Origin of the sequence: Rheinheimera texasensis DSM 17496, assembly GCF_000711985.1 — a bacterium.
Classification (GTDB): Bacteria; Pseudomonadota; Gammaproteobacteria; order Enterobacterales; family Alteromonadaceae; genus Pararheinheimera; species Pararheinheimera texasensis.
Genome location: NZ_KL544005.1, coordinates 265,504 through 281,166, shown reverse-complemented (window position 1 = coordinate 281,166; position 15,663 = coordinate 265,504). Strand labels below are relative to the sequence as shown.

At 54.7% G+C, this 15,663-nt stretch carries 12 protein-coding genes; 6 read left to right on the top strand and 6 right to left on the bottom strand.

What is annotated here, in order from left to right; genetic code table 11:
• Positions 1–47 precede the first annotated feature (47 nt).
• From Q399_RS21570 to Q399_RS0111920, 3 genes are all read left to right on the top strand, one after another.
• Complete coding sequence (locus Q399_RS21570; protein WP_051685934.1) at positions 48–2,483, top strand: putative bifunctional diguanylate cyclase/phosphodiesterase; 2,436 nt, start codon at positions 48–50, stop codon at positions 2,481–2,483.
• Between the two features lie 78 nt (positions 2,484–2,561).
• Entirely contained in the window at positions 2,562–2,789 is a 228-nt protein-coding gene (locus Q399_RS22125) for a hypothetical protein (protein ID WP_157836286.1), read from the top strand.
• A gap of 1 nt (position 2,790) precedes the next feature.
• Positions 2,791–4,488: an alkaline phosphatase D family protein gene (locus Q399_RS0111920; RefSeq protein WP_031568738.1), complete on the top strand. Its 1,698-nt coding sequence runs from the start codon at positions 2,791–2,793 to the stop codon at positions 4,486–4,488.
• Positions 4,489–4,546: 58 nt separating this feature from the next.
• Here the strand turns inward: Q399_RS0111920 and Q399_RS0111915 are convergent, their stop codons facing one another.
• From Q399_RS0111915 to Q399_RS0111905, 3 genes are all read right to left on the bottom strand, one after another.
• Entirely contained in the window at positions 4,547–4,915 is a 369-nt protein-coding gene (locus tag Q399_RS0111915; RefSeq protein ID WP_031568736.1) for a potassium channel family protein, read from the bottom strand.
• An 18-nt stretch (positions 4,916–4,933) separates the two neighbouring features.
• Positions 4,934–6,097 carry a GGDEF domain-containing protein gene (locus Q399_RS21565; RefSeq protein ID WP_051685933.1) on the bottom strand — a complete coding sequence of 388 codons (1,164 nt, stop codon included), beginning with the start codon at positions 6,095–6,097 and terminating at the stop codon, positions 4,934–4,936.
• A gap of 89 nt (positions 6,098–6,186) precedes the next feature.
• Positions 6,187–7,128, bottom strand: a complete 942-nt coding sequence (locus Q399_RS0111905; protein ID WP_051685932.1) for a PfkB family carbohydrate kinase — start codon at positions 7,126–7,128, stop codon at positions 6,187–6,189.
• Positions 7,129–7,384: 256 nt separating this feature from the next.
• Here Q399_RS0111905 and Q399_RS0111900 point away from each other — a divergent pair, with 256 nt between their 5' ends.
• Both Q399_RS0111900 and Q399_RS21560 read left to right on the top strand, forming a co-directional pair.
• Entirely contained in the window at positions 7,385–7,726 is a 342-nt protein-coding gene (locus tag Q399_RS0111900) for a hypothetical protein (protein WP_051685931.1), read from the top strand.
• A 58-nt stretch (positions 7,727–7,784) separates the two neighbouring features.
• On the top strand, positions 7,785–8,555 hold the full coding sequence (locus Q399_RS21560; protein WP_157836285.1) for a substrate-binding periplasmic protein: 771 nt from the start codon (positions 7,785–7,787) through the stop codon (positions 8,553–8,555).
• Here the strand turns inward: Q399_RS21560 and Q399_RS0111890 are convergent.
• From Q399_RS0111890 to Q399_RS0111880, 3 genes are read right to left on the bottom strand one after another with little or no spacing between them, the layout of a single operon-like run.
• Complete coding sequence (locus Q399_RS0111890) at positions 8,550–9,902, bottom strand: TolC family protein (RefSeq protein WP_031568729.1); 1,353 nt, start codon at positions 9,900–9,902, stop codon at positions 8,550–8,552. The two genes, Q399_RS21560 and Q399_RS0111890, sit on opposite strands and share 6 nt — an antisense overlap.
• Complete coding sequence (locus Q399_RS0111885) at positions 9,895–13,071, bottom strand: efflux RND transporter permease subunit (RefSeq protein ID WP_031568727.1); 3,177 nt, start codon at positions 13,069–13,071, stop codon at positions 9,895–9,897. Before Q399_RS0111885 ends, Q399_RS0111890 begins: the two co-directional genes overlap by 8 nt.
• 14 nt (positions 13,072–13,085) lie before the next feature.
• Positions 13,086–14,336, bottom strand: coding sequence for an efflux RND transporter periplasmic adaptor subunit (locus Q399_RS0111880; protein ID WP_051685930.1), 1,251 nt, complete (start codon positions 14,334–14,336; stop codon positions 13,086–13,088).
• Positions 14,337–14,695: 359 nt separating this feature from the next.
• On the opposite strand from Q399_RS0111880, the gene Q399_RS0111875 reads away from it, so the two are divergent.
• The gene (locus Q399_RS0111875) at positions 14,696–15,334 is read left to right on the top strand and encodes a TetR/AcrR family transcriptional regulator (RefSeq protein ID WP_031568723.1); all 639 of its coding nucleotides are present in this window, start codon (positions 14,696–14,698) and stop codon (positions 15,332–15,334) included.
• The last annotated feature ends 329 nt before the right edge of the window (positions 15,335–15,663 follow it).

The following is a 15,663-nucleotide window of genomic DNA, read 5'->3' as shown; positions in this document are numbered from 1 at the left end:
ACTGTCATATTGCCTGCATAGACTGCGAAGATTGTTTGGAGAAGTCTATGCAGCGTCGTCCCGCTTTAGTCGCCAGTCTGGCCAGTTTGTTTATTTTTTCCATCATTCTGCTGATCGCATTCTATCTTGGGCTTAGCAACCAAAAAACCAGCGAAATCAAAGCCAGAACTGTGGCGCAGCAAGTCAGCAATGCGCTGGAAATTATGGCGGCGGACCGGGTACGGGCGCTGGATGATTTAGTCGGACACTGGCCGGTTGCGGCCGCCAATGAAATAGACTGGTTTAATGTCCGGGCCGTGACCTTAGCGAAGATGCTGCCGGGATTGCGCGATTTGGCGCTGCTCGATCAGCAGGGGCGGGTGGCCTGGTCGATTGACCCGCTGCGGCGCAAACAGCTGTTGCAGCTGCATTTACCAACCTTACTCGGCACGCCACTACTCGAAAATAGCGCCGTGCTGCACCCGCCACAACAGCCACAGAGCCTGGTGGTCAGCCGCGCTATCAGTATGCAGGGTAAACCCCATGGTTATGTATCCGCATTCTTTGATATCACCACCATTATCGGGGTTTATACCAGTGAGCTGGAAGCGGGCGGGTTGAGTTTTCGCATGCAGGATGGCGCCCGGGTGTTGCTGCAAAGCGGTAGTTTTACTACTTCGGCACCGGAAGTCACTCAACCTCTGGTTTTTGCCGGCCGGCAATGGCATTTTACCGTGCAGAGCCAGACCGATATCTGGCAAAGCGCCTGCTGGATGGCCGGGCTTGGTTTTGTTATCTCTTGCGGCATCGGCCTGTTGTTGTATCGCCAGTTTGCCAAAGACGCACAAGTGCGGCGTTTCCAGCAACTATATCAGTCAGCAGCCGATGCGTCTTTGGATGCGATGTTATTGTGGTCGCGCCAGACCGATGCTGCGACCGGTGATTTTTTACTGCAACAAAGTAACAAAGTTGCCGCCCAGCTGTGTGATGCAGCTTTGTTATTGCCCGGCCAATCGCTGGCGCTGCTTTGCCAGCAGTTGGATGCAGCATGGTTATTGCGCCGCTGTTTGAAAGTGGACCAGACTGGCCAGCCGTATGAAGCGGTATTGGCGCAGCCGTCCACGCTGATTCACGCGCGCTGGCTGCGCTTGCAGGTGGTGAAATCGGCACAGGGGCTGGCCATGACTTTTCGCGACGTCAGTCAGGAGCAGGCGCTGCAACAGCAAATCCGCTACCAGGCTGAACATGACCAGCTGACCGGTTTATTAAACCGCTACGCCTTTGAGCAACGCCTCGCGGGCCTGCTGCAATCACCGCAGGCCGGGGCTTTGTGTTACATCGACATGGACCAGTTTAAACAAATCAATGACAGTTGCGGTCATCTGGCCGGCGATGAGCTGTTGCGCCGGGTCGCCAGTTTACTCAGCACCGATTTAACTGCAGCTGACGTGCTGGCCCGGGTCGGCGGTGACGAGTTTTGTCTGGTGTTAACTGGCCGAGATCTGGCCGAAGTCAGCCAGCATTTACAGCAGTTATTGCGGCAAATCGCCGCTTTTCGCTTTGACTGGCAACAACAGATTTTTACCATTGGCGCCAGTGTCGGTGTCGTGGCGCTGGATGGTTATCAGGGCAGCCTGACAGACTTAATCAAAGCTGCCGACAGTGGCTGTTATCTGGCGAAACATCAGGGTCGCAACCGCTATTTTATTGTTGATACCAACGGGCCAGAACTGAATCATCTGGCTCAGCAGCGCCAGCTTTTATCCTTGTTGCACAAAGCGTTGGATGAAGATTTGTTTGAACTCTATGCCCAGCCGATAGTGCCGCTGTCGGTAGCAGGGCAGGGCACACACCTGGAAGTGCTGCTGCGGCTGCGCGACAGCGACGGGCAGATGGTGAGTCCTGCGTTGTTTATTCCGCTGGCAGAACAGCAGGGCTTGATGGGTTTGATTGACCGCCGGGTGATCCGCAGTGTGCTGCAACTGCTGGCTCAAAGCCCGCAGCAGCTGCAGCTGCTGGATAAAATCGCTATCAATCTTTCCGGGCCGTCGCTCAGTGACCCGGATCTGTTGCCTTATATTCAGCAGCAGCTTGCGCTGTACCGTGTTCCGGCTGGCAAAATCTGCTTTGAGATCACCGAAACTGCGGCTATCACGAACATGGCGGCCGCCCGGCGTTTTATTGATAGTCTGCGCCAAATCGGCTGCAAATTTGCGTTGGATGATTTTGGTGTTGGCATGTCATCTTTTGCTTATCTGAAACATCTGCCGGTGGATTACCTGAAAATTGACGGCTCTTTTGTTAAAGCCATGACGCAAAACGCCACTGATGCGGTGATGGTAAGGGCGATGGCCGATATCGCCCGCAGTCTGCAAATTCAGACCATTGCCGAATTTGTGCCGGATGAAGCCACTTGTGTGCTGCTGCGCAGTATCGGTGTGCATTATGGTCAGGGGTATGGTTTGGGTCATCCGGCACCCTGGTCAGATTTTTTCCCGCATTAGCCGTGCATGAATTCACCACCGTGATGAAGCGCCGGTGACGCCGGCGTTGTGATTCGCCAATAAAAAAGGTGACGTCAGATGACGTCACCATTCAGGCCCCAAAAAATCGGCAAGGACCAAGGACAAGGATACACAACAACCCAAAACGGGGTGGCCACAGGAAGAAGCCGCGAGCATCTTGCCTGCGCGATGCGGCAAATTTCTGACAATTCCGTGAAAGATTTATGGCGCAGCATTGTGTGGTGTCAACGTCATCAACCGGTCATTTTCTTCACGCAGACTGGCGCAAATACAGCCGGAGTCTGATATGAAGCAGTGGAGTCGTCGTGAGTTTTTGAGGTTGTCCGCCATAGTGGCTGCAGCCGGTGGTTTTAGTACTGTCAGTGGTTGTGTCAGCGCGCCAGGTGCAACGTTGGGGGGCGCAGAGCCTGAGTTTCCGGTTAATTTTCTGCATGGTGTCGCCAGCGGCGACCCGCTGCATGACCGGGTGGTGTTATGGACGCGGGTGACGCCCGCCGGCCCGCTGGCTCAGGTGCAGATGCTACTGGAAGTCGCCACAGATGCGGCGTTTCGCAACTTAGTGGTCGCCGCCAATTGTGTGGCGCATGCTGACCAGGATTATTGCGCTAAAGTCGATGCCGCCGGTTTAAGCGCCGGCCAGTCCTATTTTTATCGTTTTCGGGCCGGTTCGGTGTCCTCACCGGTGGGGCAGACCCGCACGCTGCCGCAAGGCGCTTTAACTGCCGCCCGTTTTGCTGTGGTCAGCTGCAGTAATTATCCAGCCGGTTATTTTCATGTTTATCAGCAACTGGCAGAACGCAGCGATTTAGACGCGGTGATCCACCTTGGTGATTATCTGTATGAATATGCCGCCGATGGTTATGCCACAGAGCGCGCCGCCGAGTTTGGCCGTTTGTATGCGCCGGATAACCGCTGTGAATTGTTAACTTTGCAAGACTATCGCCGGCGCTACGCTTGCTATCGCGCCGATGCTGCGCTGGCGCAACTGCATGGTCGTCATCCGTTTTTACTGGTCTGGGACGACCATGAAATCGCCAACGATACCTGGACTGGCGGTGCCGAAAACCACAGCCCGGGCGAGGGCGATTTTCAGGCGCGTAAACTGGCGGCGCTGCAGGCGTATTACGAGTGGCTGCCGATCCGGCCACAGGTGCAGCAAGGTGAACCTTTGTACCGCAGTCTGGCTTATGGCGACTTAGTCCAGCTGTATCTGCTGGATACCCGGGTTTGTGCCCGCAGCCAATGGCTGGATTTCCCGCAGTTTCAGCGCGATGGCAAACTCGATGTCGCGGCAATGATCAAAGCGGTGCAGGACCCGGCGCGGACTTTGTTGGGGCCGGCGCAGTTGGACTGGCTGAGCCAGGGCCTGAGTCAATCCGCTTGCCACTGGCAGGTGCTGGCGCAGCAGGTGCTGATGGCGCGGATGGAACTACCGGGGGAAGCTTTGGCCGCGCTAGGTAAACCCGGCGCGGAGTTATTACCACAATTACAACAACTGGCTGATTTAAAAGCGCAACCGCTGGCGAAACTGACTGCTGCTGAACAACAGCGGCTGCAAGGCGTGTTGCCTTATAATCTCGACGCCTGGGACGGGTTCCCGGCCGAACGTGAACACTTGTATCAGCGCTTGCAACAGAGTGGTCGCCAAGTGCTGGTACTGGCGGGCGATACTCACAATGCCTGGCACAGCGAACTGAAAAACGCGGCAGGTGAGCCTGTGGCGACTGAGCTGGCCACGGCTTCAGTGTCATCGCCTGGTATTGAAGAGTATCTGAAACTGGATGGTGCGCAGGCGGCGCAGTTAGCGCATTTGTTACCACAGCTGATTGACGAATTAGCCTGGTGTGAATTGTCGCGGCGCGGGTATTTATTGGTGGAGTTCAGTCATCAAGAATGTCGTGCTCAATGGCATCAAATCGCCTCAGTTCATAGCGCTACCGCGCAGTGGCTGGCGCCGCATCAACTAGTGATCCCCAAGCGTTGATATGCTCTGACAAGCGCAGCCGACGTGAATCCAAAGCGGCTGCGCTTGGTGATATGACTTAGTCTTTGCTTTGTTCCAAACGTGCTTCTATGCGTTTGAGGCGCTGCATCAGTTCACGTTGTTCTTCGTCACTGAACAGATGTTTATCTTCGACCAGATGCATAATGATGTTGGCGACAATCATCGGGATCACGACAAAAATCCAGAAATGGCCAAACAGAATGCCGACAAAACGCCCGATGGGAGTCACGGGGGTTAAATCACCGTAGCCAATGGTCAGCGACGTGACTGTGGCCCACCATATGCCGTCAGCCAGCGATTTTTGTTCAATCACGGCAAAGCTAATCGCGCCGAAAATCAAACTGCCGGCATAAATTGCCAGAATGAGCCAAAGACGATTTGCTATGTAAATCAATAATTTTTTCATTAAAAACGGACCGAAAACCTAACAGTTGGTTTCAGCATAACAAAGCGTCTGATTCCGGCCAAGATGCTTGGCCTGGTATAAAGCGCTATCGGCTTGTTTGAGTAATTCAGTCCAGGGCCTGGTGTTGGTAAACCCGGCACTGACGCCCAGGCTGATACTGATCCGGCAATCTGGCTGCTGCGATAGTTTCAGCGCCAGCGCCCGCTGTCGCAGACGTTCGGCGATCTGGCTGGCGACGTGCAGCTGAGTATTTGGCAGTGCCACGGCAAATTCTTCGCCGCCTAAACGAAACAGTAAATCAGTGCTGCGCAGCTCCTGCTGGATGCTCAGGCAAAGCTCAGCCAGCACCTGATCGCCGCAGGCATGGCCAAAATTGTCATTGATGTGTTTAAAGTGATCGACGTCAAAAATAATCAGGCTCAGAGGCTGTGGTTGGGGGGGCCGGCGCTGTTCTATCTGGTCCAGCAGCCGCTGCAGGGCACGGCGATTGTAACAACCCGTCAGCGGGTCTTTGTCAGAATGTTCGCGCAGGACCAGTTCCTGTCGTCGGATCACCAGTAAAGCGCAGGCAAAAGTAGCCATCAGGACAAAGACAAACATCGCCAGCCGGCCCAGCGTCTGTACCAGCTGGCTGCCGAGGAAGGTCAGACCCGGTGTATCGTCGACCAGCAAATAACACCAGCGCGCTGCCATCTGCGCTGCATTCAGGATGAAAACCAGCGCGAGTGCGGTATAGGCCTTTTTTAGTTGTGGCTGGCGATGGCGGAATAATAACAGCACTATTATCGTCTGCAGACCAAACAAAATCGGGAAGTTTAACAAGATGCGATGGCTGACATCGATTTGAGTCCAGGGTAGCAGATTGACAGCATAAGTCAGCGTTGCCAGCAGGGGCAGCCAGTACAACTGAATGGCCAGCCTGAGATATAGCCGCAGCCCCAGTAACAAAAACAGATAACCAAGTACAGTGCAGGTGTTGGCAAAGCCGGGAGCCAGCAGATAGGGTAACTGCACATGAAATGCGATACAGGCCAACACACTGTTACACAAAAACATCAGGCCGGCACAGCCCCACATGATCAGGTAAGTTTCACGCCGGCTGGCAGCGGCCAGACCAAAAAATGTCAATGCCATGGTCGCTGCCGTCAGGCAGGTGGTGATCATCAGGGTATAACTGTCCATGTCCTGCAATCCGTTAATAGATATCCATATAAAAACTACGGATATCTATAACTGATATTAGGTAAAATGGGAACAGGTTAAATTAGTTTTTATGCAAGTTTCAGTAAGGCTGCATCGAGCGTGGCTTTATCCGGCGGCTGACAGCCAGCTTTGGCAATATTCAGACTGGCGGCGAGGCAGGCGCGCTGCAGTGCGCTTTGGCACAAGGCTAAATCTAAATCGGTAAGTGATTGATTCGCTTGATGTAACTGCAGCAACTGCACCAGCAAATTAGCAAAAAAGGTATCGCCGGCACCGACGGTGTCAACAAAAACCGTCGGTTGAATCACCGGCTGTGAAATGACTTGGCTGCCCAGATACAGGCTCGCACCTTCGGCCCCACACGTCAGCGCCAACAGCGCCTCTGGTGCCAGAGCGCGGATTTTTCCGACCGCGCTTTGCAAGCTGAGCGCCGGATAAAGTGCCGCTAAATCTTCATCACTGGCTTTGATATAGTCGGCCATTGTCAGCACCTGCTCAATCACAGCACGGTACGCTGCAACATCGCTGACAAACTGCAACCGCACATTGATATCGATGCTGAGCCTGATCCCGCGCTGTTTGGCGGCCTGTAACACCGGGATTAATTTCCCGGCATCTTGCGGTTCCAGCGCCAGCGACCCGGTGTGCAGGACACGGCAGTCCGCCGGCAACGCTGCAATCAGCTGCTCGGCGCTGTAATCCCGATCGGCAATACCTTGACGATACAAGCTGTAGCTGGGTTGACCATTCGCATCAATGCGGACAAAAGCCAAAGAACTGGGTGCCGTGGATGGCTGCGGAAAGCCGGCGCTGACTCCACGGCTTTGCAACAGCTGACGAAAAGCATCACCAAAAGCATCTGACGACAACGGTGACATATAGCTGACCGGCACCTGCTGCAAAGCACAGGCGATGGCCAGATTTAATGGCGAACCGCCGGTTTTCGCCACAAAACGGCCGTCTGCTTCGCTGAAAATATCGATAACGTTCTCGCCAATCACTGCAATCATGTTGTTCTCCACTGGCTTGTTGAACTCGAAGCTTAATTAATCACATGATGTTATTAAAGGGGCTGGCGCAAATATTTTTACTGTCTGGCTGCGCTGATCGTTACTGCTGTGTATTCCCCGGTTTTTTATAAACGCTAACTAACTGAATAATAGTAACTTCGACAAGTTCTCGCCTGAGAGGGCCGCGTTTTGCATTCAAGTTTAGCGGTCTCACTCCGATACAGCAGTATCAGCAGTATCAGTAAGGACCGACATCATGACCGAGCATCTTCGTTTACAACGCATCCGCGACATCGGTTTCCGCTTACAGGAGCTGCAATTAATCCGGGTGCAGGCTGGTGCTTCTTATGCTGTGTCCACACTGAATTTTCTGTTTCAACTCTATCGTTTACCCAAACCAACCGGACTGACACTGGAGCAGGCGCTGAGCCAGCTCGGCAGCGCCGTGATCGCCAGACATCAATTACCTTATGCCCGCCTCAGTGTCGATGGCGTGCTGCAATTTTTCAGTCAACGCTTTCAGGTCAGCCACAGCGCAAGGCAGCATCCCAGCTATCGCCGCCGCGAGCGCTCGTCCGCTATGTTGGCACAAATCTGACTGGTCAGCAGACGCCTGAAGGCGTAGACTGCTGAAAAAAACAACAGGGAAGTATGCAGTGAGCAGTTTCAGGATGCAGCGGAGCCTGACCTTGATTGGGCTGTTTATCGTCACAACAACCGCAAGTGCCACAGAGCAGGTCCTGACCGCCGTCGATGGCGCTTTTATTACGCCTCCGGCTATTATCCGCGCCAAAGATCCGCAACAGCATTCCGGTTACCTCATTGATATTTATCGCGAACTGAGCCAGCAACTGGGTATGCAGCTGCAGCTAAAATCTTTTGAACGCGCCGCCATCGCCGGCGCGCTGCTGAAAAGCGAAGCCGATATCTATTGCCGTGCCAATCCGGCCTGGTATCCGGAACCCTTATTACGTTGGAGTCCGCCACTATTTGCTTATGCCGATGTGGTGCTCAGTGAAAAGCCCTTGCCGGACTTAACGGCGCTGAGCGATCAAGTTCGTGTTATCGCGACAGTTACCGGTTATAAGTACCCGCAATTAGAATCGTTGTTTCGTAATAACAGCCTGAAACGAGACGATTATTTGTCACCGGAAGAAGCAGCAGCAGCTTTTTTGGCTGGCAAAGTGGATGCGGTGGTGATGTCAGAAGTGGAAGCTCATTATCTATTGCCGGTGAACCGGTTGCAGCAACTGGAGCTGGCGCATTATCAGGTGCATTGTGTGTATTCACCACGCTTAAGACCGCTGCAGCGCCAGCTGCTGGATAACTATATCAATGCCCGTGCCAGCCAGGGCCAGTTTAAGGCATTGCTGCAAAAATACAGCTGGCAGCTCAGTGTGAAACAGCCGGCGAAAACCGGCTTATAACACGATACCCGCAGCAAACTGCTGATATAAACCAACCATCTGTTGATAGTTCGCCAGACTGAGGCGAGCCGCCTGATCCCGCGCACTCAGTAGTTCACGCTCGGCATCCAGCAACTGCAGGAAATCCGCCATACCACTCTGGTAGCGTAATTGCGTCAACCGCACCGCCTCGCTGCTCGCCGCGAGCTGTTGCTGCTGCAGTAACTGGGCGCGCCGACCCTGGTTGTAAGCATCCAGACTGCCTTTGAGGTCGCGTACGACATCAAACACCTGAGCGCGGTATTGCTGCAACGCCACTTCGGCGCCGGCAGTGCTGGCGTCTATGCGGTCGGCCACAGACCAGGGATCTGTCGCCGGCAAGCTTAAACTCGGTGCCAGGCTCCAGCTTTGCTGCTCAGTGCCGGTTTTGACGCTACCCAGTGAGACAAACCCAAGAAAGCCCTGCAGCGACAACTGCGGATACCAGGCGGCTTTATCAATCGCGAGCTGGGTATGCACTTTGGCCAGCTGCCGCTCGGCAATCGCCAAATCGGGCCGTTTTGCCAATACATCCTGCCACTGCGCCAGCGCCAGTGGCTGACTGAATTGCGGCAGGCTGCGTTTGGTCAGCCTCACTTCCGTTTGCGCGGTCAACGCAGCCAAAGCCAGCTGCGCCTGTGATTGCTGCAGATAGAGCGCCGGCAATCCGGCCTCCACTTGATAAATCTGCGCCTGCAAGCGGGTCAGTTCCAGTGCCGACGCACTACCGGCATCGAGCTGCGCCTGCACTATGCTGCGGGTTTTCGCCAGATTGGCGAGGTTGGCCTGCGCCACTTCAATTTGCAGCTGCGCACCCAGCCAGTCGCCATAATGCCGCGCGACCTGGGTCAGCACCGCCAGTTGCAGTTCCTGCAGACGCAACACGGCGATGTCGCGGTCTTGCTCTGCTGCCTGTGCTGCCAGCGCGACTGCGCCGGATAAGTCCAGTTGCCAGCTGACGCTGACACCTTGTTGATAGCGACTGGATACCACAGCGTCTTTACCTTGCTGCGAACGTTCCATGCCTGCCGTTGCGGTAGGCTTTGGCAAATCATTGTCAGCGGCATCACTTTGCAGCGCGGCATAACGTTTTACATTGGCACTGGCTGCCAGCAAGCTGGCGTTTTGTGCGCCGGCCTTCTGTAACAGCGTCATCAGTTGCGGGTCGTGCAGTTGTTGCCACCAGTCAGCTGGCTTTGCTACCAGCTGATATTGCGCTGGCAACGGCTGCTCAGCAGTCAGCTGCACCGGGGCCTGATACTGGCTGCTGACACAGCCACCGAGGCTCAGCAGCAAGGCAAGGGCCGATGGACGAAACAGCTTAGTCATGAGTCACTCCAACATGGTTTGGCAGGTTGATCTGCTCAGAAGTTTGTTGCGGCTTCTTGCCGGCCAGCATGGTGTAGAACAGTGGCGTCAGCAGCAGACCAAACAAGGTCACACCAATCATGCCGGCGAATACCGCCACGCCCATGGCCTGGCGCATTTCCGCGCCGGCACCGCTACTAAACACCAGCGGCACCACGCCCATCACAAAGGCAATCGACGTCATTAAAATTGGCCGTAAACGTAACCGGGCTGCTTCCTGCACCGCTTGCAGCGCGGTCATACCGTGCTGTTGTTTTTCGCGGGCGAATTCGACAATCAGGATGGCGTTTTTGGTCGCCAAACCAACCAGCACAATCAAGCCGATTTGGGTGAAGATGTTGTTGTCACCACCGAAAATCCACACGCCAATCATTGCGGAGAGCAGCGTCATCGGCACAATCAGCAGGATTGCGAGCGGCAAACGAAGGCTTTCATACAAGGCGGCCAGCACCATAAACACCAGCAGCAACACCAGAGGGAACACCAGATATTCCGCATGACCGGCCAGAATTTGCTGATAGGTCAGTTCAGTCCATTCATAGCTGATGCCCGGTGGCAAAGTTTCAGCCAGAATTTTTTCAATCGCCGCACGTGCTTCACCGCTGCTGTAGCCTGGTGCCGGGCCACCATTGATTTCAGCGGTGGTAAAGCCGTTGTAATGCATCACGCGGTCCGGGCCTGCGCTGTAATTCACATTCACAAAGCTGCCAATCGGCACCAACGCGCCTTGTTGATTGTTCACTTTCAGGTTGGCTATTTGCGCCGGGTCCTGCCGGAAGGCTTCATCCGCCTGCACATTGACCTGATAAGTGCGGCCAAACTGGTTAAAGTCGTTGGCATAAGTGCCGCCCAAATAACCCTGCAAGGTTGCAAACAAATCATCTAAGGACACGCCCTGCGCTTTGGCTTTGACGCGGTCGACGTCTAAATCCAGCTGCGGTACATTGACCTGATAACCCGAGAACACGCCGGCAAGCTCTGGCGTTTGCCAGGCTTTCATCTGCACCGCCATCGTCACTTTGTACAGCTCTTCGTAGCCGAGGTTGGCTTTGTCTTCCAGCTGCAGGCGGAAACCGCCGATAGTGCCCAACCCCTGTACCGGGGGCGGCGGGAAGATAGCGATAAAGGCGTCCTGAATCCCGGCAAACTGAGCGTTTAAGTCAGCAGCGATAGCACCGGCAGACAACGACGGATCTTGGCGTTCACTGAAGTCTTTCAGCGGCGTAAACACAATGCCGGCGTTCGGGCTATTGGTAAAACCGTTGATTGACAGGCCAGGGAAGGCGACTGAGTGCGCCACACCAGGATGTTTCAGCGCAATTTCGGACATCTGCTTAATTACAGCTTCTGTCCGTTCCAGTGACGCGGCGTCCGGCAACTGAGCAAAAGCCACCAGATATTGTTTGTCTTGCTGTGGTACATACCCTGTCGGTGTATTGGCAAAAATACCGCCGGTAAGACCCAGCAAACCTAAATACAACACGCCGGTCAGGCCACCAAAACGGATGATTTTAGTCACCGCTTTGCCATAACGTTCGCTGCCTCGGGCAAACAGCCGGTTAAAAGGCTGAAACACCAGACGGCCGAATAATTTATCCAGCAGGACTGTCAGTTTATCCGGTGCGGCGCCATGAGGTTTTAATAGCAGTGCTGCCAACGCCGGGCTTAACGTCAGCGAGTTCAGCGCGGAAATGACCGTTGAAATAGTGATAGTCAGGGCAAACTGTTTATAGAACTGGCCGGTAAGGCCGGTCATAAACGCGGTCGGCACAAACACAGCCGCCAGCACCAGTGTAGTGGCGATGATAGGGCCTGTGACTTCTTTCATCGCCTGTTGCGTTGCTGCAAGTGGTGACAAGCCGGCTTCGATATTGCGTTCAACGTTTTCCACCACGACGATGGCGTCGTCGACGACAATACCAATCGCCAGCACCAGACCAAATAAGCTCAGCGCGTTCAGTGAAAAACCAAACAGGTGCATAAAGGCAAAAGTACCAATCAGCGACACCGGCACTGCCACCAACGGAATAATGGACGCGCGCCAGGTTTGCAGGAACAGCACAACAACTAGCACCACCAGCAAAATGGCTTCAAACAGCGTTTTCACCACAGCTTCAATCGAACCGCGCACAAAGACTGTCGGGTCGTAGACGATGTCGTAGCTCAGCCCTTGCGGGAAATTCTGCGAAAGTTCTGCCATGCGCGCACGCACATCGTCCGAGATTTGAATCGCATTCGAACCCGAGGCTTGAAACACCGGAATAGCGATGGCGTCTTTGTTATCCAGCAAGGATCGCAGCGCATAAGAGCTGGCACCAAGCTCGAGCCTTGCCACGTCTTTGAGGTAACTCAGCTCGCCGTTTACGCCGGTTTTGATAATGATATTGCCGAATTCTTCGGTGGAGGTCAGCCGGCCTTTGACGTTAATCAACAGCTGAAATTCACTGCTGCCAGACGGTTGCGCGCCTAAGCTACCTGCCGCGGCTTGTTGGTTTTGCTCACGAATCGCGTTGACAATTTGCGGTGGCGTCAAGCCCAGCGCCGCGACTTTATTTGGATCTAACCAGACGCGCATGCTGTATTCGCTGGCACCAAATAACCGTACAGCACCGACACCTTCAATCCGCGCCAGTTCATCTTTGATGTTTTGCGCGGCATAGTTCGACAGATACAGCATGTCATAGCGGTTATCCGGCGAGGTTAAGTGCACCACCATGGTTAAATCCGGCGAGGACTTTTCGGTGACAATACCAAGGCGCTGCACTTCCTGCGGCAGGCGTGGTTTGGCACGGTCAACGCGGGCCTGCACCTGCGACTGCGCTTTGTCGACATCGCTGCCGATGGCAAAAGTGATGGTCAGTGTCATGCGGCCATCACTGGTTGCCTGCGAGGACATATACAGCATGTTCTCGACGCCGTTGATTTCCTGCTCGAGCGGGCTTGCGACGGTGTCAGCGATGACTTTCGGGTTAGCGCCCGGATAGCTGGCGGTGACCACCACAGTTGGCGGCACTACTTCCGGATATTCCGTGATCGGCAATTGCCAGACTGCAATGGCGCCGCTGATGACAAACAGCAACGACAACACAGCGGCAAATATGGGCCGGCGTAAAAAGTAATTCGATAACATAGATGATGCCTCTGCTATTGGCCGGCGCCACTCACGCTACCACTGCCTGAGCTGGCGGCAGGTTGCTGTGCGATGCGAAAGGGTTGTTGTTCACTGGCAAGCGCGGCCAGCTGCTGAGGTGTTGCCATCTCTACGCGGTTCGGTTCGATCACGACACCAGGGCGTACTCGTTGCAGACCATTCACCACTACTTGTTCGGCCGGTTTCAGACCGGTTTTGATGATGCGCAGGCCACCGGTTTTTTCACCCAGCGTGACCGGGCGATATTGCAAAGTCCCTTTCGGGTCGACTACCAGCACAAAACGACTGGCTAGATCGGTGCCAATGGCTTTATCGTCGACCAGTACCGCCTGATAGGGGGCTCTGCCGGTCAGTTTCAGCCGGGCGAACAAGCCGGGTAACAGGCTGTTGTCGGCGTTATCAAAACTGGCGCGGATGCGGATGGTGCCGGTCGCGGCATTTAACTGGTTGTCGATAAAGTCGATAGTGCCCTGGTGGCGGAACTCGGTGCTACCGCTTAATGCCAACAGCACTGGTCGCTGTTGTTGCTGCAGCTGGCTGGCGGTGCCAGTGGCACTGTCGAGGCCCAAGTAACGCAGAAGGCTTTGCTCGTCGGCATCAAACCAGGCGTAAATGCGACCACTGGAGACCAGACTGGTCAGCACCGATTGACCGGCATGCACATAGTTACCGGCGGTGATAAAGGCGTTCGACACCACGCCGGCGATTGGCGCGCGAATTTCGGTGTAGGACAAATCTAGCTCAGCTTTTTTCAGCGCAGCTGTGGTCGCAGCGAGTTGCGCTTTGGCTTGTTCAAACCGGCTGAAGCGGCTGTCGAGCAATTCGGTGGCAATTGCATTTTGCTTTTTCAGGCTCAGTGCACGCTGATACTCGCGCTCGGCTAAGGCTAAAGCACTTTTGGCTTCGCTCTGGCTGGCACTGAGGCGCGCCACTTCGGCGGCAAAAGGTGCGTTGTCGAGGCTGAATAACAAATCACCGGCAGCAACCTTTGCACCTTCGCTGAAATGCACCTTGGCGAGGTAACCGGACACCCGCGGCATCAGGCTGACTGATTCCGGCGCCTGGAGCCGGCCGGTGTATTCGTCGGTTTCGCTGATTTGCTGACTGAGTACGGTCGCCACATCCACTTTGACCGCAGCAGGGCCGCTGGCAGCAGGTGCTGCGGGTTGGCAGGCAGCGAGTACAAGGGTCGCCAGGCTGGTCAGCAGCAGGCGACGGGGCAGTTTTAACTGGGGTCTGGCCATGGTCAAAAATTCCTCTTACTTAGGGTCGGTGGCTGGAAGGTTTTGGCATTACACCGGGTTAAGGTCGGTATTTGTTGACTTCTGTACTGATTGGTATAATGTACTGACCGGTAAATATATAGGAAAGCACTGCAGAGTCAATTTAATTTTGTACTGACTGGTAAAATACTTTGGAACTTTTTCGCAGGGCAGCGATGCTGTTGGTTATAAGCAGAAATTAAGCTGTCAGTGCATGCGCAGTGTTGCGAGATGACGCCGGGTGCTTCGGTGTTTACCGCAGCGGGCTGCTGCGTTATTCTCTGGCCCATGCAGATAAAGGGCGCTCTTGTTCACGCTAACGGACCGCCACTGAGGTAGAAATGAGTGCAAACACCCTAAACAGCACAACATGCAATAACAGCGCGCCGGTTGGCCGGCCACGCGCTTTTGATTTGGAAACTGCGCTGCAAAAAGCGCTCGAAGTGTTCTGGCAGAAAGGTTATGAAGGCGCATCTCTGCCTGACTTAACTGAAGCCATGGGCATCAACAAACCCAGCCTCTATGCCGCTTTTGGCAATAAAGAACAGTTATTTCTCAAAGCGATAGAGCGCTATGAAAACCGGCCCAGCGCGTTTTTTTATCCGTCGATGGCCGAGCCCACGGCTTATCGGGTCGCAGAGCGGATCCTGCTTGGCGCAGCGGCCGAACACAGTAATCCGCAGCATCCGCCGGGATGTCTGATGGTGCAGGGCGCTTTGGCCTGCAGTGACAGCGGTCAGTCGGTGAAAGATGCTTTGATTGCACGGCGTAAAGCTGGTTTTGAACAGTTGGTGCAGCGGTTTGAACAGGCCAAAGCGGCTGGCGATTTGCCTGCGGATGCTGACCCGCAGGGGCTGGCTGGTTTTATTATCACGGTGTTACAGGGACTATCAGTACAGGCGACTAATGGTGCTTGTGCTGAGCAGTTGCACAATATCGCCCGTACGGCATTGAAAGCATTTCCGCAGCCGCAAGCGTAAACGCGGACTGCGCCGCAGATTGCGCTTTTTCCGGTGGTGGTTGCTTTAACACACGACAACCGCCGTCCAGATAAGGCCCGCTGTGTTTGACCCAGCCTGGCCCCGGCCCGGTTTGTTTGCAGATATATTTGCCGGTTTTGACACTTTGCCAGCGATACCAGAACGCGGGCTCTGCACTAAGCCCGAACGGCTGCAGCATCAGCAGCGCCAGCCAACCCGACCAGAGACTCAATTTTTTCGGCTTCATATCTTTCCGGCAGCTTTGCGTTCGATTGTAGGCCCTGGCGCTCAGTGTGCCGGATTGACCGGTCAGTTGTCGACGGGTACAG

What these genes read in the sequence shown, in the direction of transcription:
- Q399_RS0111900 (WP_051685931.1), top strand. Translation starts at nt 7,385, where the DNA reads ATGACCGAGCATCTTCGTTTACAACGCATCCGCGACATCGGTTTCCGC.
- Q399_RS0111875 (WP_031568723.1), top strand. Translation starts at nt 14,696, where the DNA reads ATGAGTGCAAACACCCTAAACAGCACAACATGCAATAACAGCGCGCCG.
- Q399_RS0111880 (WP_051685930.1), bottom strand. Translation starts at nt 14,336, where the DNA reads ATGGCCAGACCCCAGTTAAAACTGCCCCGTCGCCTGCTGCTGACCAGC.
- Q399_RS0111920 (WP_031568738.1), top strand. Translation starts at nt 2,791, where the DNA reads ATGAAGCAGTGGAGTCGTCGTGAGTTTTTGAGGTTGTCCGCCATAGTG.
- Q399_RS21565 (WP_051685933.1), bottom strand. Translation starts at nt 6,097, where the DNA reads ATGGACAGTTATACCCTGATGATCACCACCTGCCTGACGGCAGCGACC.
- Q399_RS0111885 (WP_031568727.1), bottom strand. Translation starts at nt 13,071, where the DNA reads ATGTTATCGAATTACTTTTTACGCCGGCCCATATTTGCCGCTGTGTTG.
- Q399_RS21570 (WP_051685934.1), top strand. Translation starts at nt 48, where the DNA reads ATGCAGCGTCGTCCCGCTTTAGTCGCCAGTCTGGCCAGTTTGTTTATT.
- Q399_RS0111905 (WP_051685932.1), bottom strand. Translation starts at nt 7,128, where the DNA reads ATGATTGCAGTGATTGGCGAGAACGTTATCGATATTTTCAGCGAAGCA.
- Q399_RS0111890 (WP_031568729.1), bottom strand. Translation starts at nt 9,902, where the DNA reads ATGACTAAGCTGTTTCGTCCATCGGCCCTTGCCTTGCTGCTGAGCCTC.
- Q399_RS22125 (WP_157836286.1), top strand. Translation starts at nt 2,562, where the DNA reads ATGACGTCACCATTCAGGCCCCAAAAAATCGGCAAGGACCAAGGACAA.
- Q399_RS0111915 (WP_031568736.1), bottom strand. Translation starts at nt 4,915, where the DNA reads ATGAAAAAATTATTGATTTACATAGCAAATCGTCTTTGGCTCATTCTG.